At 43.6% G+C, this 25453-nt stretch carries 23 protein-coding genes and 3 pseudogenes; 10 read left to right on the forward strand and 16 right to left on the reverse strand.

What is annotated here, in order from left to right; genetic code table 11:
• Positions 1 to 148: 148 nt before the first annotated feature.
• The 3 genes from L1D55_RS08395 to L1D55_RS08405 form a co-directional block, all read right to left on the reverse strand.
• A complete protein-coding gene (locus L1D55_RS08395; RefSeq protein ID WP_239917119.1) occupies positions 149 to 799 on the reverse strand; it encodes a DUF2987 domain-containing protein in 651 nt (216 codons plus the stop codon).
• A 121-nt stretch (positions 800 to 920) separates the two neighbouring features.
• Positions 921 to 1772 (reverse strand): glucosaminidase domain-containing protein, encoded by an 852-nt coding sequence (locus L1D55_RS08400; RefSeq protein ID WP_239917120.1) that lies wholly within the window; start codon positions 1770 to 1772, stop codon positions 921 to 923.
• The gene (locus L1D55_RS08405) at positions 1765 to 2580 is read right to left on the reverse strand and encodes a hypothetical protein (RefSeq protein WP_239917121.1); all 816 of its coding nucleotides are present in this window, start codon (positions 2578 to 2580) and stop codon (positions 1765 to 1767) included. The genes L1D55_RS08400 and L1D55_RS08405 overlap by 8 nt, the downstream gene beginning before the upstream one ends.
• Positions 2581 to 2909: 329 nt before the next feature.
• Between L1D55_RS08405 and potA the strand changes: the two genes are divergently transcribed.
• From potA to L1D55_RS08435, 6 genes are all read left to right on the forward strand, one after another.
• Positions 2910 to 4025 (forward strand): spermidine/putrescine ABC transporter ATP-binding protein PotA, encoded by a 1116-nt coding sequence (gene potA / locus L1D55_RS08410; protein WP_239917122.1) that lies wholly within the window; start codon positions 2910 to 2912, stop codon positions 4023 to 4025.
• The gene (gene potB, locus L1D55_RS08415) at positions 4009 to 4866 is read left to right on the forward strand and encodes a spermidine/putrescine ABC transporter permease PotB (RefSeq protein ID WP_105024887.1); all 858 of its coding nucleotides are present in this window, start codon (positions 4009 to 4011) and stop codon (positions 4864 to 4866) included. The genes potA and potB overlap by 17 nt, the downstream gene beginning before the upstream one ends.
• The gene (gene potC / locus L1D55_RS08420; protein WP_004742279.1) at positions 4866 to 5636 is read left to right on the forward strand and encodes a spermidine/putrescine ABC transporter permease PotC; all 771 of its coding nucleotides are present in this window, start codon (positions 4866 to 4868) and stop codon (positions 5634 to 5636) included. The genes potB and potC overlap by 1 nt, the downstream gene beginning before the upstream one ends.
• Before the next feature lie 149 nt (positions 5637 to 5785).
• Positions 5786 to 6820 carry an extracellular solute-binding protein gene (locus L1D55_RS08425; RefSeq protein ID WP_128160546.1) on the forward strand — a complete coding sequence of 345 codons (1035 nt, stop codon included), beginning with the start codon at positions 5786 to 5788 and terminating at the stop codon, positions 6818 to 6820.
• A gap of 180 nt (positions 6821 to 7000) precedes the next feature.
• Positions 7001 to 8038, forward strand: a complete 1038-nt coding sequence (locus tag L1D55_RS08430; protein WP_239917123.1) for an extracellular solute-binding protein — start codon at positions 7001 to 7003, stop codon at positions 8036 to 8038.
• A gap of 97 nt (positions 8039 to 8135) precedes the next feature.
• Entirely contained in the window at positions 8136 to 8924 is a 789-nt protein-coding gene (locus tag L1D55_RS08435; protein ID WP_239917124.1) for a GGDEF domain-containing protein, read from the forward strand.
• A gap of 111 nt (positions 8925 to 9035) precedes the next feature.
• On the opposite strand, the gene cobB is transcribed toward L1D55_RS08435, so the two are convergent.
• From cobB to L1D55_RS08490, 11 genes are all read right to left on the reverse strand, one after another.
• On the reverse strand, positions 9036 to 9770 hold the full coding sequence (gene cobB, locus L1D55_RS08440; protein WP_239917125.1) for a Sir2 family NAD+-dependent deacetylase: 735 nt from the start codon (positions 9768 to 9770) through the stop codon (positions 9036 to 9038).
• A gap of 260 nt (positions 9771 to 10030) precedes the next feature.
• On the reverse strand, positions 10031 to 11251 hold the full coding sequence (locus tag L1D55_RS08445; protein ID WP_239917126.1) for an ammonium transporter: 1221 nt from the start codon (positions 11249 to 11251) through the stop codon (positions 10031 to 10033).
• A 384-nt stretch (positions 11252 to 11635) separates the two neighbouring features.
• On the reverse strand, positions 11636 to 12052 hold the full coding sequence (locus L1D55_RS08450; RefSeq protein ID WP_004742273.1) for a hypothetical protein: 417 nt from the start codon (positions 12050 to 12052) through the stop codon (positions 11636 to 11638).
• Positions 12036 to 13109, reverse strand: a complete 1074-nt coding sequence (locus tag L1D55_RS08455; RefSeq protein ID WP_239917127.1) for a formate dehydrogenase subunit gamma — start codon at positions 13107 to 13109, stop codon at positions 12036 to 12038. The genes L1D55_RS08450 and L1D55_RS08455 overlap by 17 nt, the downstream gene beginning before the upstream one ends.
• 13 nt (positions 13110 to 13122) lie before the next feature.
• The gene (fdh3B, locus tag L1D55_RS08460) at positions 13123 to 13731 is read right to left on the reverse strand and encodes a formate dehydrogenase FDH3 subunit beta (RefSeq protein WP_004742271.1); all 609 of its coding nucleotides are present in this window, start codon (positions 13729 to 13731) and stop codon (positions 13123 to 13125) included.
• Positions 13732 to 13742: 11 nt separating this feature from the next.
• Positions 13743 to 16598: a formate dehydrogenase subunit alpha gene (locus L1D55_RS08465; protein WP_239917128.1), complete on the reverse strand. Its 2856-nt coding sequence runs from the start codon at positions 16596 to 16598 to the stop codon at positions 13743 to 13745.
• Positions 16599 to 16608: 10 nt separating this feature from the next.
• On the reverse strand, positions 16609 to 16809 hold the full coding sequence (locus L1D55_RS08470; RefSeq protein ID WP_008217926.1) for a twin-arginine translocation signal domain-containing protein: 201 nt from the start codon (positions 16807 to 16809) through the stop codon (positions 16609 to 16611).
• Positions 16810 to 16887: 78 nt separating this feature from the next.
• Positions 16888 to 17526, reverse strand: a complete 639-nt coding sequence (locus tag L1D55_RS08475) for a molecular chaperone TorD family protein (protein ID WP_008217925.1) — start codon at positions 17524 to 17526, stop codon at positions 16888 to 16890.
• Between the two features lie 9 nt (positions 17527 to 17535).
• Positions 17536 to 19203, reverse strand: a complete 1668-nt coding sequence (locus L1D55_RS08480) for a 4Fe-4S dicluster domain-containing protein (RefSeq protein ID WP_239917129.1) — start codon at positions 19201 to 19203, stop codon at positions 17536 to 17538.
• Between the two features lie 301 nt (positions 19204 to 19504).
• Positions 19505 to 20152, reverse strand: a complete 648-nt coding sequence (locus L1D55_RS08485) for a DUF3306 domain-containing protein (RefSeq protein WP_239917130.1) — start codon at positions 20150 to 20152, stop codon at positions 19505 to 19507.
• Positions 20142 to 20603, reverse strand: coding sequence for a DUF3305 domain-containing protein (locus L1D55_RS08490; RefSeq protein WP_102424329.1), 462 nt, complete (start codon positions 20601 to 20603; stop codon positions 20142 to 20144). Before L1D55_RS08490 ends, L1D55_RS08485 begins: the two co-directional genes overlap by 11 nt.
• Before the next feature lie 419 nt (positions 20604 to 21022).
• Here L1D55_RS08490 and fdhD point away from each other — a divergent pair, with 419 nt between their 5' ends.
• Both fdhD and L1D55_RS08500 read left to right on the forward strand, forming a co-directional pair.
• Positions 21023 to 21853: a formate dehydrogenase accessory sulfurtransferase FdhD gene (gene fdhD, locus L1D55_RS08495; RefSeq protein ID WP_239917131.1), complete on the forward strand. Its 831-nt coding sequence runs from the start codon at positions 21023 to 21025 to the stop codon at positions 21851 to 21853.
• Between the two features lie 306 nt (positions 21854 to 22159).
• A pseudogene (locus L1D55_RS08500) lies at positions 22160 to 22894 on the forward strand (IS5 family transposase).
• Positions 22895 to 22925: 31 nt separating this feature from the next.
• Here the strand turns inward: L1D55_RS08500 and L1D55_RS08505 are convergent.
• Both L1D55_RS08505 and L1D55_RS08510 read right to left on the reverse strand, forming a co-directional pair.
• Positions 22926 to 23807, reverse strand: a complete 882-nt coding sequence (locus L1D55_RS08505) for an MBL fold metallo-hydrolase (RefSeq protein WP_239917132.1) — start codon at positions 23805 to 23807, stop codon at positions 22926 to 22928.
• Between the two features lie 80 nt (positions 23808 to 23887).
• Positions 23888 to 24601, reverse strand: coding sequence for a hypothetical protein (locus L1D55_RS08510; protein WP_239917133.1), 714 nt, complete (start codon positions 24599 to 24601; stop codon positions 23888 to 23890).
• 92 nt (positions 24602 to 24693) lie between these two features.
• Between L1D55_RS08510 and L1D55_RS08515 the strand changes: the two are divergent.
• Both L1D55_RS08515 and L1D55_RS08520 read left to right on the forward strand, forming a co-directional pair.
• A pseudogene (locus L1D55_RS08515) lies at positions 24694 to 25022 on the forward strand (transposase); the annotation flags it as partial.
• A 45-nt stretch (positions 25023 to 25067) separates the two neighbouring features.
• Positions 25068 to 25453 (forward strand): annotated as a pseudogene (locus L1D55_RS08520) (transposase); the annotation flags it as partial.

The following is a 25453-nucleotide window of genomic DNA, read 5'->3' on the forward strand; positions in this document are numbered from 1 at the left end:
GAAGTACTCATCTTTAACAAAAAATGAGCTTAAAACGTGCAAACTACGAAAGTTGCAGGAAAAGAAAAGCAGCCAAACTTGGTTTGAGTTGGCTGCTTTTCGATGTGTTGCTTAGATAATGCCGTGTGGTCTATCGCCTAACTCAAGGTTATTGAGCTGGAATGTAAGGCAACACACGAGTTGTGGCTTCTGGTAACGTGATGCTGTCACTTCCGTTGAGCTCTTCTAGTGTGAACTTAGCGCGCCCTTGAGTAATTGGGATCTGCTTACCATTAGAAAGCGTGATGTTACCTTCAAGCTTGTTCGCGAATTCAAGCGTTAACCCTTGGATGTCCGGTGTGAACCAGCTTGAGAACATGCCACTGACGTCTTCTAACATTGCTTGCATCTGCGGTAATAGGTTTTCTAGCTGTGCAACCTCAACCGTTGCTGCTAAAGGTGCTTTAGTCATAACAACTAAAGAGTATGCACACTCTTGCTCTTTTGTTTGTACAAAAATAAGCGGGTTTGCTGAACGAAGATTTTGGTCAACAGGAAGCAATAGCTCATTAGCTGGAGAGACTTTCAGCTCTTCATAGTGCTCTTCTTTTTCCATCCATGCTTTGCTTATATGACAGGTTGTTTGGGCTTGCTGATCGACAAAGAAGACTGCAACTTTTACGTCATCATGCCCTTCTTTGGTGTTGTTTTTAAGCTGTGTGTAAAGCTTAGAATAGGTAAACATGTATTCTTGCGCTGCAGCAGGTAAAGAGATCCCTAGGCTTAGAGAAGCTAATAAAGCGAGTGCTGTCTTTTTCATTGTTATAGTCTTGTCGAAGTTGAGCGTTTATAAATAGAAGAGCAGCCAATGAGCTGCTCTTTATGCGATGTTATTTGGTCAAACTTACCGTTTAAGCTCACCAAATGACTATCAAATCGAGTTACTTTTTCCAGTATACCTCGTTGTGACGGATCATAGCTTGTAAATCAGTCACATAGTCTGAACCTCGCTCAGAATATTTTAGCAAGCCGTTGGTAAGCTCTGTTGCGGTTTTAGTCGTTAGCAGATCGTCGCCCTTTGCCGCCAGTTTTGCACGAATCGCTCTTAGGTCTGCGTAAGCGCGGTTTCGGTTCAGGTTCATGAAGTAACGATGCACAGATTCTTGGCTAGAAGAGAAAGTCGCAACCTCGTGAGAGCTACCTTCGTTACGTTGTAGCGGAACTAGCCCACAACCTTTGGTGTAACACCAATGACCAAAATAGTTATTCGCCTTAGTGGCGAAACGCGATGTGCCCCAAGCTGATTCATTTGCCGCTTGAGTTAATACAAGCGCTTCAGGTAACACGTTTACACGATTCAACATTTCTGTTAGCCAAGAATCATCTAAGCCCGATGAAGGCACAGGAAGGCTATACAGCTTCCCTAGTCTCTTTGCGTATGACGCGTCTTCAGAATCAACATTGCTCAATCCTGTTTCTGAAAGCTTGGTTAGAAACGCACGTTCTTTAGTGATTCGCTTGTTTTCGATATTGATACTTGGGCGAAGATAAGAAAAGAAGGTGTCTTTCTTTTCATTTACATCTTCAATACCTGCGAAGTCTGGCTTATCAGAAGAGACGGTCAAGTCACCAAAGCTTTGCTCTGAGTCTGGGGCCGCTTGACCTGCTCGCCTGCGCTCTTCCTCTTGTTGGTATAGCATTGGGCCAACTAACGAGATTGAGCCAACTAAGGCTAATGCTGTCACTTTTAGCGCAAGTGATTTACTTGCGCTTGATTTAGAGTTGTTATGCATCGAATACCTGTGGGTCTTTGTTATTGCTACCGTTATGGTCGTCGTCACTCTTCGGTCTGTCTGACGCAATCAGTTTGAGTTTAATGCCAAACATCTCGCGGTAAAGAATGCCTTTCACGTGGAAGAAGAAAGGTAAAACGAAGATAAGACCAATGCCGTACATCATTGCCGCGACGATGAACATCAGCATTACTAATAGGTAGATAGAAGCAACTGTGAAGATTTTCTTGTTTACAGCACGCAGAGAAAGCAGCAGCGATTGCATTGGTGGTACTTTCTTATCGCAAATCAACAGGATTGAGTGGCTGAATGCAAGCGAGAAGTAAATCGACAGAAACGGCAGAATCATACCTGCAATACCTTGAAGCATCAGGCTGAACAGAGTTACAAGGATGACTGGAATCGTAAACTGTAGACCTTTGCCAATGTGGCGAACTTTAGTCTGTAGACCAGCAGCATGGCTCATCGCCATCAAACAGATACCTGCATAGATAGGTGCGCTGATAACTTCATAGCTGAAATTGGCAATGAAGATCGACTCAACGATCTGCGGAGTAAAAGCCTCAGGATCGATAACGGCGTCTAGAATAACAGCTGGGTCACCTAGCTGGAGTTTTAACGCAATATAGAAGATAGCCAGTTGCACGAACATCAGAGCAACTATTGCCGGCGAAAACGAAAGAAAGTGACTTACCGTATGTTTCCATGCCTCTTGGAATACAGCCGTTGCTTTGAGCTCATAATCGCCAGAAAGTGCACGGTCGATACTACCGCCCAAATTAAAATCTTTTTCGATGTTGTTGTTCATAGTGATACCTAGGTGCGCCAATTAAACTGAGCCACCTAACTTATTGATAAAAAATTACCTTCATTATACTCATATGTCGGATACAAACTAAAATATGAATCTGTAACAAGGCTTGCTTTTGCGTCTTAATGGTTAATAATTAGACACTTGTTGGGCGTAAACCCAGTAAATAACAGTATGGTAAAGGATGTTTACTTTTACCTGCGAAATTTTTTATCTTCGAATGGTAAAAAATGCTTTGATTTCACGTTTTTGGTGATTATGATGCGCGCCTCAAAGGTGTATAACAACAGGTTCTCAAACAGAACCAAGGTGGAGAAAAACAGACGTTGAACGCTAAAAAATCAGTAGGAAAACCAGTAGTACAGCTAACTGGTATTAGTAAAAGCTTCGATGGTAAGGAAGTCATCGGCAATCTTGATCTAAACGTAAATCATGGTGAGTTTCTCACGATTTTAGGCCCATCAGGTTGTGGTAAAACAACGGTACTAAGAATGATTGCGGGTTTTGAAACGGCAGATAGTGGTCAAATACTACTAGCTGAACAGAACGTAACCCACGTCCCTGCTGAACAAAGGCATGTTAACACTGTATTCCAAAGCTATGCCCTATTCCCACATATGACCGTTTTCGAAAATGTGGCATTTGGCTTACGCATGCAGAAAGTTCCAAACAGCGAGATTGAACCTCGTGTAATGGAAGCTTTAAAAATGGTGCGCCTAGAACAGATGGCACAAAGAAAACCACACCAGCTTTCTGGTGGTCAACAGCAACGTATCGCAATCGCTCGTGCTGTCGTTAATAAGCCTAAAGTTCTTTTATTGGATGAATCTCTATCTGCTCTGGATTACAAACTTCGTAAACAGATGCAAATCGAGCTTAAACAACTTCAGCGCCAGCTTGGTATCACGTTCATTTTTGTAACGCACGACCAAGAAGAAGCACTGTCGATGTCTGACCGTATTATCGTTATGCGTGACGGCGTGATTGAGCAAGACGGAACACCAAGAGAGATTTACGAAGAGCCTAAGAACCTTTTTGTAGCTCGCTTCATTGGTGAAATTAACGTATTCGATGCGACAGCGACATCTCGTTTAGATGAAAAACGCATTGTTGCGACAATTGAAGGTGAAGAGTCGATTATCTACCACGATAAAGACATCACCTCTGGTCAAAAACTGCAGGTATTGTTTCGCCCTGAAGATCTTCGTATTGAAGAGATTAAAGAGTCTGAGCAACGCGGTATTGTTGGCCACATTGTCGAGCGTACCTACAAAGGCATGACTTTAGATTCAGTTGTGGAACTAGAATCTGGCATGCGCGTAATGGTAAGCGAATTCTTCAACGAAGATGACCCTGATGTTGATCACTCACTGGGCCAAAAAGTTGCAGTAACTTGGGTTGAGAGCTGGGAAGTGGTATTAGAAGATGAGCAAGAAGTTTAATTTACAAAACGCGATTGTTGCTTTAATCACAGGTTGGTTGGTGCTGTTCGTGATGATTCCAAACATCATGATCATCGGTACCAGCTTCTTAACTCGTGACGAGGCAAACTTGATCGAGATGACCTTCACTCTCGACAACTACATCCGTTTGGCCGACCCGCTGTATTTTAAAGTGCTGATGCACTCTTTCTATATGGCTATTATCGCGACGCTATTGTGTTTGATTATTGGCTACCCGTTTGCCTACATCGTGGCAAAAATGCCGGAGAAATGGCGCCCTTTCATGCTGTTTTTGGTGATTGTGCCATTCTGGACGAACTCTTTAATTCGTACCTACGGCTTGAAGATTGTACTGGGTACTCAAGGTGTCTTAAACAAAAGCTTACTAGCGCTAGATATCATCGATAAGCCGCTGCGTATTATGTACACAGAGACGGCAGTGATGATCGGATTGGTGTATATCCTACTGCCATTCATGATTCTTCCGTTGTATTCAGCGATTGAAAAACTTGATGACACGTACCTAGAAGCAGCAAAAGACTTAGGCGCAAACAAGCTTCAAACCTTGTTGAAAGTTGTTCTACCGTTAACGATGCCTGGCATCATCGGTGGTTGTTTATTAGTACTTCTTCCTGCGTTAGGCATGTTCTACATCTCTGACTTGCTAGGCGGCGCTAAGAACTTGCTGATTGGTAACGTGATTAAGAGCCAAGTACTCAACGCCCGAGACTGGCCGTTTGGCGCGGCAACGAGTATTGCGCTGACGGTTGCAATGGCAATTATGCTTTATGCCTACTACCGAGCAGGCAAGCTATTGAATAAGAAGGTGGAGCTAGACTAATGGGTCGCACAGTTAAGTTCAGCTTTATGGCGCTGGTATACGCTTTTCTATACCTACCTATTATCGTGTTGATTGCGAACTCATTTAATGCCAACAAGTTTGGTATGAAATGGGGTGGCTTCACCACCAAATGGTATGACGCACTAATTAACAACGACAGCCTAATGCAGGCTGCGTGGCACTCGATTAACGTAGCGGTATTCTCAGCAACAGCCGCTACGATTGTCGGCAGCCTGACAGCCGTAGCCCTATTCCGTTACCAATTTAAAGGTAAAGGCGTAGTCAATGGCATGTTGTTTATCGTAATGATGTCACCAGATATCGTAATGGCAATCTCGTTACTGGCTCTGTTCTTGGTAATGGGTGTGCAACTAGGCTTCTTTACCCTACTTGCTGCGCACATTACGTTCTGTTTGCCGTTTGTTGTTGTAACGGTGTACAGCCGCTTGAATGGCTTCGATGTGAAAATGCTTGAAGCAGCAAAAGATTTAGGTGCGAGTGAATGGACGATTCTAAAACAGATCATCCTGCCTCTTGCTAAGCCTGCGGTTGCTGCGGGTTGGTTGTTGAGCTTCACACTGTCTTTGGACGATGTGATCATCAGCTCTTTCGTAACCGGTCCAACGTATGAAATCTTGCCACTGAAGATTTACTCTATGGTTAAAGTAGGTATCTCTCCAGAGGTCAATGCCCTAGCAACAGTGATGTTAGTGGTGTCGCTAATACTGGTGATTATTTCTCAGTTGTTAGCGAGAGAGAAAATTAAGTAAGCCTCCTACTCTTTAACGAGGTTGACTTGATAAGAAGTTGAGAAACTTCATGTTCTACAAAAAGTGTTAATCATAAACAGAATGGTAAATTGCCATTCTGTTTTTCTATCTACTGCCTTAGGGCAACGTTTAGTTTGGAGCTAACGTCAATGAAAAAATGGGCTACTCTATTAGCTGGTAGTGCATGTGCGCTTTCAATGTTATCTGCACCGTCTTTTGCGAAAGATAACAAAGAATTGGTATTCATGAACTGGGGACCTTACATCAACAGTGAGATCCTAGAAAAGTTCACCGATGAAACTGGCATCAAGGTGATTTACTCGACTTACGAGTCGAACGAAACCTTGTACGCAAAGCTAAAAACACACAACAAAGGCTATGACCTGGTTGTGCCGTCGACTTACTTCGTATCTAAGATGCGCGACGAAGGTATGCTACAAAAGATCGACAAATCGAAGTTGAACAACTTCAAAAATCTGGACACAAACTACTTGGATAAGCCATACGATCCAAACAACGACTACTCTATCCCACACGTTGTTGCGATCACTGGTCTTGCTGTGAACACAGACATGTACGATCCAGAAGATTTTCAGAGCTGGGCTGATTTATGGAAGCCTGAGCTTGAAGGTCAACTGATGATGATGGATGACACTCGTGAAGTGTTCCACATTGCTCTACGCAAGTTAGGTTACTCAGGCAACACAACTAACGAGAAAGAGATCGACGAAGCGTACGCTGAGCTACAAAAGCTAATGCCAAATGTTCTAGTATTTAACTCAGACAACCCTGGCGCACCATACATGTCTGGTGAAGTTGGCCTTGGTATGCTTTGGAACGGTTCTGCAGCAGCGGCTCAAAACGAAGGTTTACCAATTAAACTGGTATTCCCTAAAGAAGGCGGCATCGGTTGGGTTGATAACTTTGCAATCAGCTCTGGCGCAACAAACGTAGAAGCGGCTCACAAGATGATCGACTTCCTACTGCGCCCAGAAATCGCTGAGCAAATTTCTCGTGATACTGGCTACCTAACAGCAGTGAAAGCGTCTAACGAGAAGTTCAAAGACAGCCCGGCTCTGTTCCCGTCTCAAGAAGACCTTGATCGTGTTGAATGGCAAGCTGCGGTTGGCGATAAGACAGTGAAGTACGAAGATTACTTCATGAAGCTTAAAGCGGGTCAATAACTGTTTTGTTTGATTAGTCTCATTCGATAATCAACAAGTTAAAAATAAGAATATCAATGAATAGGCAGCTTAGGCTGCCTATTTTATTTCATCACTGCTATAATATAGCGCGATTTTTCGAAATCCATTTACTTTGGGTTCACTACCCAGCTTCAAATCAAACAAATGAACGGAACAGTAATGAAAAAAACACTGTATACCGGCGCATTGTGTGCTGCTACTTTACTTTCTACATCCTCTTTCGCAGCTGACCAAGAACTGTATTTTTACAACTGGTCTGAATATATTCCAAATGAAGTGCTAGAAGACTTCACAAAAGAGACGGGCATTAAAGTTTATTACTCTACTTACGAGTCTAACGAAAGCATGTACGCTAAGTTAAAAACTCAAGGTACGGGTTATGACCTAGTTGTTCCTTCTACTTACTTCGTTTCTAAGATGCGTAAAGAAGGTATGCTTCAAGAGCTTGATAAAACCAAGCTAAGCCACTTTGCTGATTTGGATCCAAACTACTTAGATAAGCCATTTGACCCAAGCAACAACTACTCTATCCCATACATTTGGGGTGCAACGGGCATTGGTATCAACTCAGACATGCTAGACAAATCTTCAGTGAAAAACTGGGGCGACCTGTGGGATACACAGTGGGAAGGTCAGCTGATGATGATGGACGACTCTCGTGAGGTTTTCCACATCGCACTATCTAAACTGGGTTACTCTCCAAACACAACTAACCCAGAAGAGATCAAAGAAGCCTACGAAGAACTTCGTAAGCTAATGCCAAACGTATTGGTATTTAACTCAGATTTCCCAGCGAACCCTTACCTTGCTGGTGAAGTGTCTCTTGGTATGCTTTGGAATGGCTCTGCTTACATGGCACGCCAAGAAGGCGCAACCATTGATATCATCTGGCCAGAGAAAGGCGCTATCTTCTGGATGGACAGCCTAGCGATTCCTTCAGGTGCAAAGAATATCGAAGCAGCTCATAAAATGATCGACTTCCTTCTTCGTCCAGAGAACGCAGCTAAGATTGCTCTAGAGATCGGTTACCCGACTCCAGTGAAGACTGCTTACCCTCTTCTTCCAAAAGAGTTTGCTGAAGACAAGAACGTTTTCCCACCACAATCAGTGATGGATAACGGCGTATGGCAAGATGAAGTTGGTGAAGCTAGCGTCATTTATGACGAGTACTTCCAAAAACTAAAAGTAAATAACTAAGTTTGTTACTGATTGGTGACTAAAGCGGCGTAAGCCGCTTTATTTTTATCTACACTTTATATAGGATTATATTAAACCGTATAAAGTTCGATTTAATATGCCTGCGAACCCTATTTTACTGATTGTGACTCTGATGCTTGTGGCGTCATTTTTGATGTTAGCCTTGAGCTCGTTCATCCACATAGATTCTAATTACGACCTATTTTTCGAAACCAACACCCTCGTGATTACGATGTATATCTATTACGTTGCTCGTCACGCCATTCGCCCGCACAAAATCCTTCGCTATGGTGCTCTGCTACTCATCTTTAACCTATTTTATGATGTCACCACTGAGCTTAAATACCTCGACGAATGGGCTGACAGAAACGAGTTAATCGACACCTTTCTAGAAGATGGCTTGTTGCAGATAGCCTTCCTACTTCTTGCCTGTGGCATTACTGAACTTACCACTCAATTGAAAGATCAAAGTAATCAAGATGAGCTAACGGGTTTATACAATCGTAAAAAGTTCGATGCAATCAAACTGAAAGAGTTCGAGCTGATCTACTTCGATTTAGATGGATTGAAAAAGGTGAATGACCGCAAAGGCCACAAAGTTGGTGACTTAATGATTGTGCGTTTCTCTCAAGCACTAAGCCAAACCGTTGTGGAAGATGAAATGGTATTTCGTGTCGGTGGTGATGAGTTTGTCGCGACTGCGCAATTGGGGCGTGGTGGTGAGTTCGTGAGCCAAGTCAGTAACCTGCTTCATGGTGAAAATATCTCTTTTTCTTACGGTATTGAAGTGACGAATCAAGAGAACTTTCAACAAGCGTTGGAAGAATCAGATAAAGCCATGTATGCGATGAAGGAAGCTCGACGCTCCGTCACTGCAGACGTTTAATCGGCACAAGGCAAGATTTCAAACCGTCAGAAAAACAAAAAGCAAACACCTTTCTGAGCGCTTATTTGCATTCAGACATGTGTTTGCTTCATTCAACAGTGACAGTGTTGATTAAGCGGTTAATGAGCCTCTCTCAACCGACAATAGCTCACTCACCAGTTTTGGTACTTCGATACTGGCTTTGCCGTAGCGCTTTTCTTCAAATTCACTCTCAACCGCACTTGGTTCAAGGTTTATCTCTATCGTGTGTGCGCCATGCATTTTAGCGTCATGTACAAAACCCGCAGCTGGATACACAACACCAGATGTACCAATCGAAATAAACAGATCTGCTTCTTCAAGAGCTGAATAGATGTCACCCATTCTTAGCGGCATTTCACCAAACCAAACGATGTGTGGACGCATTTGTGCCGGGATTTGGCAACAATGACAAAGCTCACCTGTTTCGATATCGTCTTTGTGCTCTACAACTTGATTAGACTCACTGCAACGCGCTTTCAACAATTCACCATGCATGTGAATAATGTTGTTGCTACCGCCTCTCTCGTGCAAGTTGTCGATGTTTTGCGTGATGATAGTAACGCTGCCATCAAGTTTGGCTTCAAGCTCTCCTAGTGCTTTGTGAGCGGCATTCGGCAGGATGCTCTCGCTTTGTAAGCCGTGACGACGTTTGTTATAGAAGGCTTGTACAAGGTCTGGATCTTTTGCGAATCCTTCAGGCGTCGCGACATCTTCGATTTTATGGTTTTCCCATAGCCCGTCTTGTGCTCGGAATGTTTGTATCCCCGACTCCGCAGAAATGCCGGCACCAGTAAGAATTACGATATTTCGATATGGGAAATGCATATAACGTCCTTTTCAATATGTCACTTTGTAACAGCTTAGCACTGTTCAAATTCCAACAATAGTTTTGGGGATTAGACCATAGTCTTACCCAACTGAATTCATTAGCTATTTGTGACATAACTCGCTTGTCGTTTGCCTTTTCTTCTCAAAAATACACTCACACTGATGTCGATAAATGCAAAAAAGCGGCCGGAGCCGCTTAGTATTGATTCAAAGGTAATTTACTTATAGTGATTTAAAAATCACACGACTCATAAAGGCTAGTCTTCATTGATAGAAGAGATCTTATGGATTGAAAGATCCGCACCATTGAACTCGTCTTCTTCGTTTAAGCGCAACCCTGTCATTTTGCTCAATACGCCATATACGATTAACGCGCCTATGAGAGCGACAGCAACACCTGCCACTGTGCCAACCACCTGAGAGGCAAAGCTTACGCCGCCTAGGCCCCAAAAAGCTTGTTGGCCGAAGATACCTGCTGCAATACCACCCCAGGCGCCACATACGCCGTGTAGAGGCCATACACCAAGTACGTCATCGATCTGGGTTTTATTCTGCATGTAAGTGAACAGGTAAACAAACAGTGCGCCTGCTACACCACCAGTAACCAAAGCGCCAAGAGGATGCATCAAGTCTGAACCTGCACAAATGGCTACTAAGCCAGCCAAAGGACCATTGTGAATGAAGCCCGGGTCATTTTTACCTGCAACAAGAGCGGCAAGGATACCACCGACCATTGCCATCAGTGAGTTCATCGCCACCAATCCACTAATACCGTTGATAGCTTGTGCTGACATAACGTTAAACCCAAACCAACCGACACATAAGATCCACGCCCCCAATGCAAGGAAAGGAATGTTTGATGGTGCGAAGTTGGTGTGTTTACCTGCGCGAACGCGGCCTTTACGCATTCCTAAGAAGTAAACTGCAACCAAAGCGATCCAACCGCCAACGCCGTGAACCACGACAGAACCTGCAAAGTCATGGAATCCATAACCAAATTGACCTTCTAGCCAATCTTGGAAGCCAAAGTTACCGTTCCAAATGATGCCTTCGAAAAATGGGTAGACGAAACCAACGGTAAATAACGTTGCAATTAGGATTGGATAGAAACGCGCACGTTCCGCGATACCACCAGAAACAATCGCAGGAATTGCTGCGGCGAAGGTCATTAGGAAAAAGAACTTAACCAATTCATACCCATTACCTTGGGACAATGTTTCTGCATCAGCAAAGAAGTGAGCGCCGTAAGCCACCCAATAGCCGATAAAGAAGTAAGCGATGGCGGAGACACCAAAGTCTGAAAGGATCTTAACCAGCGCATTAACTTGGTTCTTCTTTCGCACAGTACCGACTTCGAGAAAAGCAAAGCCAGCGTGCATCAAGAAGACCATGATCGCGCCGAGTAAGAGGAATAAAGTATCTGAACTTTGGGTAAGGGTTTGTACTGCACTATGAACTTGAGTCACCGTTTCACTCATTAAAGCATTCTCCTTTCGCTTTATCTGATTTGCACTGATATCGTGCGATTCAATATCGTAATTAATTAAAGACTCAACAGTGAACGCAAGATGTGTTCCAAGTGCATGGTGTAATTTTCGTGCAACAGATTTTGTTTTTAAGTCGTTGATTTTGAATGACTAGATATTTAGATGCACTTTTATGGATCTTAAATATCGGAAAAATAACAACACCAACTGCACCAAATAAGGGAGTTGCACCATATTAAGGCGATCGATGAATGGGTCTGAATATAGAGATCGAACGCAACTGACGGCTATGTTTCTAGCTGGAGACCTAAAAACAAAAAGCCCAGTGAAATAATCACTGGGCTTTACTTTTGAGCTTTAGCTAACGCACTGGCGTTACAGGTTTGGTCCTGTAGACGGGTTTTGCGGTAGATTTTGACTTAAACGCTGCATACCTTGATACATGCGGATAAACCAAACCACAATCGCAACCCCACCGAATAACATACCTACATATGGAATGTAGTAAGCGATATCATCGATGATATGGTTTTGATACCAGTAATCGTTCACACCGATTAACACGCCGTTTGAGGTCGCTACCGTTACGATAAGAACCACAAAGAAGGTTAGGTTCAAGAAGAACGAGCGGATCAAGCCATAGTAATGTGTATCAACGACTTCACCGTCTTCGCCTTTATCCAAACGATAGCCCGCATAGATAATTGCGATCACACCAGAGATAAGACAAGTAAATGGTGTGAAACAGCTTAGGATATAAGCAACCCAAATACCTTTATGAGGTTTGTTCATTCTTATTCACCCCTTCACTCTTCTCTGTTGCGACATTAGTGTTTTGTTCAACACCGTTTTTCTCTTGTTCCATTACTTCGTTGTACCAAAGGTCATGGTGCTCTTTCGCCCAGGTTTCATCTACTTCACCCGTTACCATGCCTTCTAGTGCGCCTTCCATACCGAACAGGCCGATATAGATGTGGAACACGAAACCACAGATAAGGATCAGAGCAGCCAACATATGAACTAAGTTTGAAAGCTCCATATCACGGCGAGTTTGACCAAAGATTGGAAAGTCCAATACCAAACCACTGATTGCAGCGACACTACCCATTACGATAAGTAGCCAGAACAGCGCTTTTTCACCGGCATTTGAGAACTCTGCAGACGGGTGAGAACCTTTATGCTTCCCTACCATACCGCCAAGTTTCAAGAACCACTGAATATCCACTTTCTTAAAGATCGATTTACGCCACCATTTGATAAGCACTGCTATCAATAGCACGTAGAAAATCGGACCAATGTAGTTGTGGTACTGCTTTGCCAATAGAATGATAAAGCCCCATAGATCCGTTGGGATGTATGGCTTCAAGAAGTGTTTACCATAAACCAGCATCAAACCACTGAACGCCAGTGTCAGGAAGGTAAACGCCATGCTCCAGTGCAATGCACGATCCAATCGAGACCAACGTTTGATCTTACGACCTGTTCTTGGCGCACTGAGCATCAATGGACCAATCACTACGTACATCAGAGTGACAAAAGCAATACTGCCAAAGATAGCAACGGCACCCGCTGGTGACATCCACTTCTCTTTTAAAATGTACCAAGTTTGACCTGGAGTACTGATGAGTACGCCATGCTCAGGAGACTGAGATGTGGTGTAACCTGATTGTCCATCTCTAACTTGTCGCCAGTAATCCGCACCAGCAAGTTGAACCTCTTCTCTTTCAGCTGAGCTTGCTTGAGTTTGTGATGAGTTCGTCTCAGATGCATGACTCATAGGAGAAAGCATTGTTAGTGCTGCCAACATTGGCAGCACAACAAGGAAGAGACGCTTAAACATTGTAAGCATATGTCTCTCCTACTTAGCTCTTAGTTGCGTCGTAAGACAGGTCATTACCGTCTGTCCAACCCGCGCCTTTGGCACCACGTTCAACAACACGTTGACGGAAAACATCAGAAACTTTCTCTGCGTCGCCCGCAAGCAGTGCTTTGGTAGAACATAGTGAAGCACACATTGGAAGCTTACCTTCAGCAATACGGTTCGCACCGTACTTCTGACGCTCTTCTACAGAACCTGGTTCTGTTTCAGGGCCGCCAGCACAGAAGGTACATTTGTCCATCTTACCGCGCTCACCAAATGCTTCCTGTTTAGGGAATTGAGGTGCGCCAAACGGACAAGCAAACAAGCAGTAACCACAACCGATACAAAGATCTTTGTTGTGAAGCACGATGCCGTCTTCTGTGTGTTCAAAACAGTCTGCAGGACAAACTGCCATACACGGTGCATCAGTACAGTGCATACACGCTACTGAGATTGAGTTTTCACCCGGTTCGCCATCGTTCAATGTCACAACGCGACGACGTTGAATACCCCATTCTAGAGCATCATCATTTTCATTCTTACATGCAGTGACACAACCGTTACATTCGATACAACGCTTGGTGTCACAAAGAAATTTCATTCTAGCCATTTTAAGACTCCTTACGCTTTACGAATATTACAAAGGGTTACTTTCGTTTCCTGCATCAAGGTGACAGGGTCGTAACCATAGGTGGTTGCTGTGTTAGCAGCTTCACCAATAACGTAAGGATCAGTGCCTTCTGGGTACTTAGAACGCAAATCTTCACCTTGGAACTTACCACCGAAGTGGAATGGGATGAACGCCAAACCAGGTTTAACACGACGTGTTACCATCGCTTTCACCTTAATACGGCCCTTCTCTGCACCTTCAACCCAAACATCATCACCGTCTTTGAAGCCGATGTCGTTTGCGTCTTTCGGGTTCACTTCAACGAACATTTCTTGTTGAAGTTCAGCTAGCCATGGGTTTGAACGAGTCTCTTCACCACCACCTTCGTACTCTACCAGACGACCAGAGGTCAGGATAATCGGGTATTCGCCAGATTTGTCTTGCTCTTGAATCGACTTGTAAAGCGTAGGAACACGGAAGATAGCTTCTTTGTCATCCCATGTTGGGTAATCAGCAACTAGGTCACGACGTGGCGTGTACAGTGGCTCACGGTGCAGTGGTACACGGTCTGGGAATGTCCAAACAATCGCACGTGCTTTTGCATTACCAAATGGGATACAACCGTGTTTAATTGCCACACGTTGGATACCACCTGAAACGTCAGTCTTCCAGTTTTTGCCTTCAGCAGACGCTTTCTCTTCTGCAGTTAGATCATCCCACCAACCCAGTTGTTTCAGTAGCTTGTCACTGAACTCTGGGTAACCGTCTTTGATCTCACAGCCTTTCGAGTAGCTGTCTTCAGCAAGTAGGCTTTGACCTTCAAACTCAACACCGAAACGAGTACGGAAGTTACCGCCACCTTCAGCGACAGTCTTAGACGTATCGTAAAGGATGTGTGTACCTGGGTGTTTCATTTCTGGAGTGCCCCAACATGGCCAAGGTAGACCGTACGTCTCGCCGTTTGCTGGGCCGCCTTCTGCTTCTAGAGACGTTTTGTGGAACGTGTGCCAGTTTTGTTGGTGCTCTTTCAAGCGCTCTGGGCTTTGACCTGTGTAACCGATCGTCCACATACCTTTGTTGAATTCACGAGTGATGTCTTCAATCAATGGTTGGTTGTTCTCAACACGAATGTTTTTGAACAGCTGATCAGAGAAACCAAGCTTCTTAGTCAGAAGATACATGATTTCATGGTCAGGTTTAGATTCGAACAGAGGCTCAACGACTTTGTCACGCCATTGTAGAGAACGGTTTGACGCCGTTACACTGCCGTAGGTTTCAAATTGAGTCGTTGCTGGTAGTAGGTAAACGCCGTCTGTACGATCGTTCATTACCGCTGCAACCGTTGGGTATGGGTCAACAATAACCATCATATCCAGCTTCTGCATCGCCTTCTTCATCTCTGGACCACGAGTCTGAGAGTTCACCGCGTGACCCCAGTAGAACATGGCACGGATGTTTTCGCGTTGACGAATCTTGTCTTTGTCTTCAAGTACGCCATCAACCCAACGAGATACAGGAATACCTGCACTGTTCATTGGTTTTTGACCACCGTATGCGTTGTCGTCGAAACGGCCTTTCACCCAGTCAAAGTCGATATCCCAAACTTTTGACCAGTGACGCCAAGAACCTTCAGACAAGCCGTAGTAGCCCGGAAGTGTGTCAGAAAGTACGCCAAGGTCAGTTGCGCCCTGTACGTTATCGTGACCACGGAAGATGTTTGCACCGCCGCCTGATTTACCGATGTTACCTAGTGCAAGCTCAAGTACACAGTAAGCACGTGTGTTGTTGTTACCAGTCGTGTGCTGAGTACCACCCATACACCAAACGATACAACCCGGACGGTTTTCAGAAAGTAGTTTTGCTGTGTGGTATACGTCTTTTTCACTAACACCAGTTACACGTTCAACTTCTGCAGGGGTCCATTTCGCCACTTCTTCACGGATCTCGTCCATGCCGAATACACGTTGTTTAATGAACTCTTTGTCTTCCCATTGGTTTGCGAAGACGTGCCATAACACACCCCAGATAAACGCAACGTCAGAACCTGGACGAAGAGAAACGTAGTGATCTGATTTCGCAGCAGTACGCGTACGACGAGGATCCGCAACAACGATCTTACAGTTGTTTTTCTCTTTCGCGATCAAGATGTGTTGCATCGCTACTGGGTGAGCTTCTGCAGGGTTTGAACCAATGAACAGCATCGATTTACAGTTGTGCATGTCATTGAACGAGTTTGTCATTGCACCGTAACCCCAAGTGTTTGCAACACCGGCTACTGTGGTTGAGTGACAAATACGCGCTTGGTGGTCAACGTTGTTCGTGCCCCAAAGCGATGCCATCTTACGGAATGCGTAAGCTTGCTCGTTACTGTGTTTCGCACTACCTAGGAAGTAAACTGAATCAGGGCCAGACTCTTTACGAAGTTCTAGCGCTTTGTTACCGATCTCTTCAATCGCTTGTTCCCAAGAAAGCTTCTTCCACTTACCGCCTTCCAATTTCATTGGGTACTTAAGACGACGTTCACCGTGGCCGTGCTCACGAAGTGCTGCACCTTTCGCACAGTGTCCACCAGCGTTGAATGGGTGATCGAACGCAGGCTCTTGACCTGTCCAAACACCGTTTTGAACTTCAGCGTAAATACCACAGCCCACAGAACAGTGAGAACAGATAGTACGTTTTACTTCTGTTTTCGCTTCTGGATCGACTGATTTAGCCTGTGCTTTCTTCATCATGCCTGGTGCAAATAGACTTGCGCCTACGACTGCGCCACCAGCAGCTAATGAAGTATTTTTCATGAAGGCACGTCGAGACACACCTAGCTGATTGGTTTCTTTGCTCACACTATCGGAGCGTTTGACAAGTTTCATCCGTTATCTCCTAAAGTGTGTCGTAGTAATCGCGAATGTGTTGCGTTTCACGATAGCCAGTCTTCTTCACGTCTTCTTTCGAAATTTCAACAGTTTCTGAAGCGGTTGCCACTTTAGTTGTACCAGCGACAACGGCACCAGCAACGGCTGCAGTCGTCAAGCCTTTGAGTAGATCCCTACGGCTTGTGTTTATATCTTTATTATCTTTCATCATTGCTTCCTTACCTTACGGTAGATCTTTTTTTGGAGGCTTAATGCCCCTCTATCGATATAATCGCGTACTGCTCGATTACTCGTAATCAGTGACGTTTTTCACATCAATCTTTAATTTGTGCTTACTGCTTTTTGTATTCACGCTAAAACGCACTTGTTCTAACGTTAAGAATGCTTCACAAAGCTGAGCGGCTGATTTGTAGAAGTTCGCGCTTTCTGCCCCTTCAAGCTGACGCGTGAAAGAGTTGAACCAAGGACCAAGGTGCTTATTGAATACCGCTTGTTGCAGTGCTTCTTCCTCAGCCGTTAGCATCGCCATCACTTCACAAAGTGCCGCGATGTGATCTTCTGGCTCTTTCACTTGATCATCACGTTCAATGCCTAGAAGCTCTAAATCATGACGAATGTCAGCCAACGGTTTTTCCATCATGGCGCCTGTGCGATGCCAAGAACCAAACGGAACGACCTCTCCGCGACCAATGCCGATGAACAGGTCTTGATATTCATCTTCCAGTGCTTCGCGGTTTGATTCTGTTGCTGCTTGTTGAATGGCAATCCAAGCTTTCTGCATTGCGCTTTCAGACGCTTCAATATCGAGCGTTTTTAGAAAGTCGATCACCTCTTCAGAAGGTGCGCTACGAAACAGTGCAGAAAGAACCAAGTAGATCTCAGTTCTTAGTGTCTGTTCTTGTGCCTGATCCAAATTCGTTTCCAAGGCTAACTCCTAGTATTTCAATTGTTTCAATGGGTCTTGAGCCATTGAATCGAACATATCCACTACACGACAGTCTTCACACATCGCAATACGATTAATCGCTGCTTCATCTGAAAAATGAGAGTGACCGCGTAACTTGTTCTGTAGCATGTCAATCATAGACTGAGGTGCGAATGGTTTATGGCAACGTACACATTCAGCTGCTTTCTCTTCATTAATCACAACCGCTTTCTGACGCTCTTCTTTCACCCAGTTCATACGAGGCGTAAGAGTCAGAACATTTTCAGGACATGCCTTTTCACACAGGCCACATTGAATACAGTCTTGTTCTACAAACTTAAGTGATGGAGAAGCTCCGTCGGTATGAAGTGCACGTGTCGGACATACAGCCACACAACTCATACACAACGTACAACCTTTGCTATCACACGAAACATTGCCGTAAGGTGCGTTTGACGGAAGCTCAACAATATTTTCAACAGGAATAAGAGCTGAAGACATCGCATCAAGTGCAGTGAATAGACGTTGACGCTTATTGCCTTGAAGATCGCCAAGTGCAAGGTCGAACGAATCCACACAAAGTGTCGGAGGACCTTCACGTAGAGATTCTAAGTACAGAATATCGATGGTTTCTTTCGGAATACCGATTTGGTCTAGCAGTTCTTGAGCAATCCCTACTTCGTTATTCAGAACACGAATGATCGTTTCTGGCATAAAGCGAGATGCCGCAAACAGAACTTGAGTCGCGCCATTAACTAATGCTGCAAACCAAGTATCGATACCAATAGATGGCAGCTCTTCGACAACAATAGGAATCACGTTGTCTGGTAGCGCTTTAAGAGCCATCACGTTGTAGGTTTCATGACGTGAGCTACAGATAAGTACGATTGGATCCAAACCGCCCGCTTGCTCGTAGTTAGCTAGCGTACGTTCAATGAATTTTTGAGTATCATCAGGATTAGGCAATGCGTAAGAGATAGCTTCTGTCGGACAGCTCGTTGCACAAGTACCCACGCCTTGACATAGGTAAGGGTTGATCTCAATCTTGTGACCTGTCTTATCAGAGCCTTCACTTGAAAGTGCGCCTGCAGGACAAGCATCAACACAACGCTCACAACCTTTAACACCACGAGAACTGTGTGCACATAGGTCTGTGTCCAAACGGAAGAACTTAGGCTTATCAAACGTGCCCATTAACGTAGGAATTTCTTCTAACGCTTCAGCTAGCTTTGGATAACCGCGCCCTACTGGGTAATAACCAGGAACAGGCACTTCTTCTGTCATGCAGCTATTCAGACATAAATCCAAAACCACATCAAAACAGTCATGATTGATTGCTACTTTCGCAAGGTTATTGGTTAGGCCTTTGTTTTCGATTAGAACTTCGAACGTACCAAGGAACCCAGAAACCTGAACAGCATTTGCGTAGTAAAGCTCTGACTCAGCATTAGTCGCTTTCGCACCGTCGGTTGAAAGTAGTGTCAGGCTTGTTAACTGAGGCAATTGAGCCGCAGCACTTTCAATGATCGCAGTTGGACCAATAATTAGCGTGTTACCACCACTTTCATAACTTACTGTCGGTGGAATTAGGTTTGTTAATTCAACAGTGTTCTCAAACGCATACAGCCTCGCCTTTGCGTTATTTGAAGTTGCTTGTTCTAATAATTGTTTAAGCATTGCTCAGTTCCATTTTTGGATATGGATAATCTGTTCAATCTTCATTGTAGTTAGCGTTGGAGAACTTGCTGAGTAATCAGTTAACAACTTATGGTCTCGTTAACTATTCATTCGCTCGTCAAGTTTACGCGAGTTATCTACAAAAAAGTCGATAATGGACTAGTTTTAGCAAATGCCGTGCCAATTTAATAATTCAATATTTTCAATGGATTAGATTAAATTTAAATCGATATTGATAATAAATAAACCGCTTGGGACATTTTGTCGCAAGCGGTTCATTGAGTGTTTAGTCAAAATGTACCTATTCTTTGTGTGGTATATTTTGTCTCACCTCTTTTGGGTCATTTTCGATAGCGTCGGTGTCAAAATTATCTGGAACTGTGTTTTTATACAGTTCTTTTTGTTGTCCCGTAATTTCGTCACTTTCAACAAGATCTGATTCCGCTTCTTCAGCGTTGTTAATTGAAGCTTCTTCTTGATTTTCAGTAACTTGCTCTTGTTCGCTTGGCGTTTCTTCTTCTACCTTCTCTTTTACCCAATCACGTAAGCTTTCAGCGACACCTTCAGAAAGTGACTTAAGATTACTGTAATCGTCATCGTAATCGTCTAAGCCATCACGCACGTTAAACTCTTCTGAGAGAAATAATTTACGTAATGCTGCTTTTTTTACGCTTTCTGATGCTTCTGATACCAATAATTGAGCCATAGATAGCTCTTCAGTAGTCTCTGATGCCGACTCTTTAGTGTCAGCAGACTCTTCTAAAGCGTCAGTTGGCTCGATAGAAGTTGGGTCATTTGGTGCGAGTTCTTCAGCTGAGCTGAGTGTTTGAGAAGCTGGCTCAGAAGAAGTAACCGAGGTTTCCTCAACAGGCTGTTCAGCTTCGAGCGCTTTGTCAGTCGATTCATCGAGCTTTCGTTGAGACCAACGGCTAAAAAAGTTAGTTGCCATTAGAACGACCTGCCCCTTTACGCTTCTTGCGTCTAGCTTCTAATAATTCGCCATGACGACCGATAAAGGCTTCCATCCACGCTTGTACCGGTAAAGGCATGTCGTAAGACAATACTTGGTTATCTCCGTCCATGTACTGGCCTGCGACTGTTTGTGACGCTGTCAGTAATTGGATAATAGGTTTACCGGAGTCAACATTATCCATAACTAAGAATAGCTTAGGTTGCTGAGAGCTTAGATTGAAGCGGTAGTCGGTACGTTCGTCTTTGTGTAACTGGAGCAAACATACGTCTGGGGTTTCATTTTCAGGTGATAATTCAAAACCGATGAGTTCCCATTGAGTCGTTACCCAAATGCCAGTTTTGATCTCTTTCTCTATTCTTTGGACACCTATTGGCCAAGCTGATTCTGTTTTTTCGTAGTGTTCTTGGAATTCTTTTATCTCAGACATACTGCACCCAATTGATTTTCTTTATTCTGATCATACGTAGGACATTTTGTACTTCGTATAATCATATACCCTCTACAAAGCAATAAACACGCCAATACAGCTTGAGCCTTACCGTGTCTGTGTTGCGTTTATCGCTAAGTTACCTTTATAACGTTAGTCGATTGCGCTGGTTTGAGACAGTTAGTCTCGGTGAACTCTCATATTTTGCGCTATTTTAATCTAATGCTTCATGTTTTAACGAATCCCCGTTATTTTGGAATAAGATTTGCAAACGCTCTTCGCCATGCTGTTGTATGTTTATTCATTGAAACGTGAACGATAACGACACACATAAACTAACGCATTTAGTAACGAGAGCTATGCTGCTCTTGTTAACGCCTATCTCATAAAATCGCTATCTCATTAAGTAGGACGTGACTGTGGTAAAACCAAACATAATAAAAACCAGTGAAAACCCACTTCAGACCATCGAAGTTGAAGTGTTTGATGAATATGGTGAGAAGCTAACAAAACAAATCGCTTGTGAGCGCCCTCTTACGGTAATGCTGAACTGGAAAGAGATCGTAACTCTGATGACATTGGGTTCACGCCCGGAAGCGTTAGTCTTAGGTTATTTGAAAAACCAAAGCTTCCTTTCTGATCCAGAAGCCGTTGAATCTATCATTATTGATTGGGAAACCAGTTCTGCAGCTGTCATCACTAAAGAAGACACAAGCCAACTCGAGCAAGCATTGAAGAAGAAGACGGTGACGTCTGGCTGTGGTCAAGGCACCATGTACGGCAATGTGATGAAGCAGTTGGAAGATTACCAAGTGCCTCAAACCAAGATTAAGCAATCTGAAATCTATACGGCTCTAGAAGCTCTGACTCATTATAACGACACCTATAAGAAAGCGGGTGCGGTTCACGGCTGTGCGGTATGCAAAGATGACCAAGTCTTGTCGTTTGTGGAAGATGTAGGTCGTCACAATGCCGTTGATACCCTAGCGGGTGAAATGTGGCTCAACAAAGAAGATGGCTCAGACAAGATTTTCTACACCACAGGTCGCCTTACTTCTGAAATGGTCATCAAAGTGGCGCAGATGGGTATTCCTGTTCTCCTATCACGTTCTGGCGTGACACAAATGGGCTTAGACTTAGCGCAGAAGTTCGGCATCACTACTATTGCTCGTGCTAAAGGCTTACGTTTCCAAGTCTTTACAGGTGCAGACAAGATAGATTTCGATGTAAAAGGTGAACGATCAGCGTAAGCTCTCTAAGGCAAATGTTATCTAAAACTGATTTTCTGATGAACTTATATACGGTGTAGGCGCAGACTTACACCGTTTCTTTTATTTCCTTGATTCTATTTACACCCCTCCCTTAGCACTTCTCCTCACAGCACACTCTGATAGCTACCCTGTTCAGCAACAAAATGCGCTAAGCATTAATGTTTAGCTCTCCTTAACGTTAATTTCAAAATTACTAGGGTATGTTGATCTTTCGTGAGTGTTTTTTGAACAGCACGGTAAAGAGTTATAATTTGCTTCGCCAAAAGTAAAACCATAACCAATACCATGCCAAGAACAATGTTAACTGATATTCGCTGGGAACTGCTACTCCAAGTTATGAAAAGTACAGGTCGTATTTACGATAAAACGGAAAATCGAATGAGAACGGGTATTCCTTGGCGAGATCTACCCTCTGAGTTCGGAGAGTGGAGTACCGTTTACAGACAATTTAATCTTTGGTCAAAGAAAGGGTTTTTAGATAAGCTTTTCAAAAGTTTATCTAGCATGGCTGATTTTGAATGGGTCTTTCTTGATGGCTCTATAGTTCGAGCACATCAACATAGTGCAGGTGCAGCTACTGAAAGCTCAGAGCAAATAGGAAAAAGTCGCGGGGGCAACTCAACCCAAATTCACTTAGCCGTAGATAGTGGTGGCCTGCCAATTTGCTTTGATTTATCAGAAGGACAACGCTACGATATAGTGCATGCCGAAAGCTTAGTTGAACAAGTCGATGAAGTTAATACCATCGTTTGTGATAAAGGATATAACAGCGAACCTTTGCGTACTTTTGTTAAGGAGCGTGGCGGAGAAACGGTAATTGCTAAACGCAATTACGGACAAGATATAGACAAAGATAGTATGGATTAGTGTCTATACAAGTATCGTCACTTGGTCGAAAATGCCTTTGGGAGAATTAAGCATTATCGGGCTATTTCAATCAGATATGACAAACTAGAAAGGAATTATGCCAGCATGTTATCGCTGGCATTTATGTTAATGTGGCTACCGATGTATTGTTGAACGCGAAATGTACAACAAAGATCAACACGCCTTAATTATTCGACACTAGGAAATAGGCAATTTGAGTCATTCGTTCTGTACTGATATGGAACCATGCATATTCCTTGAATTTCTCTAGTGGGTTCTCTGCGACTACTTCGTTCAACGAGATCCCCTTTTCAACATATGGTAGCATCACATCTCTGATATCTTTAATGAGTTTAACAGACTTTTCTAGGTCGGCCTTACAACCAATGGGACCGTGACCAGGTAGGATAATGGTGTTATCATCTGCCATGTCGATAATTTGTTGCTGTGCTGCAATGAAGCCATCCAGAGTGCCGCCGTTTGTAACATCTAGGAATGGAAATATCCCGTTGAAGAATAAATCTGCAGCATGTATTACATTCATATTATCGAATATAACAATCACATCACTATCTGTGTGAGCGTTTGGTATATGTTTAAGGGTGACGCGTTGACCGCTTAGATATAACGTTGACGTGTCATTAAAAGTGATATTCGGTAAACCAAGTTTATTGAAGTGTTCATCTTTCAGTAGCGCTGCCATTGTATTATCGTGTGCTATGACGGTTGCGCCATCTTTAACGTAGTCAGAGTTACATGCTAGGTGATCTGCGTGAAGATGAGTGTTGATGACAAAGTCTATTGAACGTCCTGCTAATGCTTTGACGGTATTATAAGTGACTTGTGATGCTTTTTCTAACCCGTTATCGATAAGTACCGCTTGACTGTTGTTAACTATAAGACTCATATTTGCCCCCGGATTGCCACCGTCGGGTTCAAAAAAATGAAGACCGTTACCTAAATTGGTCGATTTCCAAGAGTCGTCACCTTTTGGTTTCATAGATTCATCATAGATACCACCATTTGTCTCGCCGCGCAGAAAAGAGTTATCATGTTTATTTGTCATCACTTAGTTCCTATGTTTGGTTAATCTTAATACTTGCGAAATAAGGGGCTCCACTTTGCATCTGTGATTCTCACTTTATCTTATATCCCCTTAACCTCATCTCTCAATAATCTTTTAGCTCCAGCCCTTAACCATACACCATGTGCAGAAATCAGAGCGTCAAAATCAAGCTGTAATAGTCTATCAAAATCTTCCTTAATTGAGCCACCCTTGGGGGTCACTTGTTTTAACCAAGGAGGACCAATATTTACCCCTTTCTTAAAACCTAACAACCTAAATACTAACTTCGCTGGCAGAGAGAAATAGTGCCAATCGTCATGGTACTGTATGCTATCTGTTGTGATTAGCAGTTTATGTTTCTTGATTATAATAGCCGCTTCAGAGTGAGTGGTTAACTTAAATTCAAACAACTCAGCACCTGAAAATGGTAGCTCAGAATCTTGCGCCAAAAGCTTTGTTGGAATCGGTAGTGTGTATGTTTTCTGATTCGCTTGTGCCCAAAACTCACACTGATAGCGATTAAGGTAGAACCTATCATCTAAACCATGGAAATCTCCAAGGCGAACGATGTGTTTTACGCAGCCCAAATCATCAAGCTGTGATAGTCGAGCATCATCCATTCGAACTGGGTTGATCAGAGTTAATTCATTACTTTCTCGAATGATCACCATATTACGGTTAATACGAGCAGCAGGACCAAGCTTAATGCTACCACGTAATAGAAAAACATCTGGATAGACTTGGCAAATATCATCATGTGCCGTTACGCTAGGGTATCTGTTTGTTGAAGGCATATCGAGTTTCCCTGCTCTTCTTATCGCATTTTATAACGTCTAAAGTGTAATTTATAGATCTTTGCCCATCAAATCGACGTGCCTTGGGATTGCTTGATGGCTCTATAGTTCGAGCGCATCAGCATAGCACAGGTGCAGCTACTGAAAGCTCAGAGCAAATAGGAAAAAGTCGCGGGGGCAACTCAACCAAAATTCACTTAGCCGAGGATAGTGGTGGCCTGCCGATTTGCTTTGATTTATCAGAAGGCCAACGCCACGATATAGTACATGCCGAAAGCTAGTTGAACAAGTCGATGAAGTTAATACCATCGTTTATGATAAAGGATATGACAGCGAGCCTTTCTGTACTTTTGTTAAGGAACGTCGCGGAGAAACGGTCATTGCTAAACGCAATTACGGACAAGTGATCCGCCCCAGCAGTTTTGGACACTGAGTTAAGTGAGTACAATCACTAACGAGGTGAACAATGACAACTAAGAAAACTAGAATTAAACATTCCCCTGAATTTAAAGCAGAAGCCCTGAAGTTAGCAGATAAAGTGGGAGTAGCTGCGACAGCAAGACAGCTTTCTTTACATGAATCTCAAATCTACGGGTGGCGAAAGAACTCGAAGAAAGACACCAGTACTAGTCAACGAGAGCAAGAACTAGCCGCAGAGGTTGCCAAGCTCAAAAGGCAGTTGGCTGATCAAGCAGAAGAGCTAGAAATTGTAAAAAAGGCCGCTACCTACTTCGCGAAAAATCTAAAGTAAATTTCTATGAATTTATGCTCGAACACCTGCTGAGCTTCAGTATTGTGCGTATGGCTAAGGTGTTCGGGGTATCCCGAAGTGGGTTTTATTACTGGGTTAAA

It is taken from the genome of Vibrio sp. Isolate22, assembly GCF_022398115.1.
In the GTDB taxonomy this organism is placed as follows: Bacteria; Pseudomonadota; Gammaproteobacteria; order Enterobacterales; family Vibrionaceae; genus Vibrio.

Coding starts and splice junctions, on each gene's coding strand:
- L1D55_RS08395 (WP_239917119.1), bottom strand. CDS start 799: ATGAAAAAGACAGCACTCGCTTTATTAGCTTCTCTAAGCCTAGGGATC.
- L1D55_RS08400 (WP_239917120.1), bottom strand. CDS start 1,772: ATGCATAACAACTCTAAATCAAGCGCAAGTAAATCACTTGCGCTAAAA.
- L1D55_RS08405 (WP_239917121.1), bottom strand. CDS start 2,580: ATGAACAACAACATCGAAAAAGATTTTAATTTGGGCGGTAGTATCGAC.
- potB (WP_105024887.1), top strand. CDS start 4,009: ATGAGCAAGAAGTTTAATTTACAAAACGCGATTGTTGCTTTAATCACA.
- potC (WP_004742279.1), top strand. CDS start 4,866: ATGGGTCGCACAGTTAAGTTCAGCTTTATGGCGCTGGTATACGCTTTT.
- L1D55_RS08425 (WP_128160546.1), top strand. CDS start 5,786: ATGAAAAAATGGGCTACTCTATTAGCTGGTAGTGCATGTGCGCTTTCA.
- L1D55_RS08430 (WP_239917123.1), top strand. CDS start 7,001: ATGAAAAAAACACTGTATACCGGCGCATTGTGTGCTGCTACTTTACTT.
- L1D55_RS08435 (WP_239917124.1), top strand. CDS start 8,136: ATGCCTGCGAACCCTATTTTACTGATTGTGACTCTGATGCTTGTGGCG.
- cobB (WP_239917125.1), bottom strand. CDS start 9,770: ATGCATTTCCCATATCGAAATATCGTAATTCTTACTGGTGCCGGCATT.
- L1D55_RS08445 (WP_239917126.1), bottom strand. CDS start 11,251: ATGAGTGAAACGGTGACTCAAGTTCATAGTGCAGTACAAACCCTTACC.
- L1D55_RS08450 (WP_004742273.1), bottom strand. CDS start 12,052: ATGAACAAACCTCATAAAGGTATTTGGGTTGCTTATATCCTAAGCTGT.
- L1D55_RS08455 (WP_239917127.1), bottom strand. CDS start 13,109: ATGCTTACAATGTTTAAGCGTCTCTTCCTTGTTGTGCTGCCAATGTTG.
- fdh3B (WP_004742271.1), bottom strand. CDS start 13,731: ATGGCTAGAATGAAATTTCTTTGTGACACCAAGCGTTGTATCGAATGT.
- L1D55_RS08465 (WP_239917128.1), bottom strand. CDS start 16,598: ATGAAACTTGTCAAACGCTCCGATAGTGTGAGCAAAGAAACCAATCAG.
- L1D55_RS08470 (WP_008217926.1), bottom strand. CDS start 16,809: ATGAAAGATAATAAAGATATAAACACAAGCCGTAGGGATCTACTCAAA.
- L1D55_RS08480 (WP_239917129.1), bottom strand. CDS start 19,203: ATGCTTAAACAATTATTAGAACAAGCAACTTCAAATAACGCAAAGGCG.
- L1D55_RS08485 (WP_239917130.1), bottom strand. CDS start 20,152: ATGGCAACTAACTTTTTTAGCCGTTGGTCTCAACGAAAGCTCGATGAA.
- L1D55_RS08490 (WP_102424329.1), bottom strand. CDS start 20,603: ATGTCTGAGATAAAAGAATTCCAAGAACACTACGAAAAAACAGAATCA.
- L1D55_RS08505 (WP_239917132.1), bottom strand. CDS start 23,807: ATGACAAATAAACATGATAACTCTTTTCTGCGCGGCGAGACAAATGGT.
- L1D55_RS08510 (WP_239917133.1), bottom strand. CDS start 24,601: ATGCCTTCAACAAACAGATACCCTAGCGTAACGGCACATGATGATATT.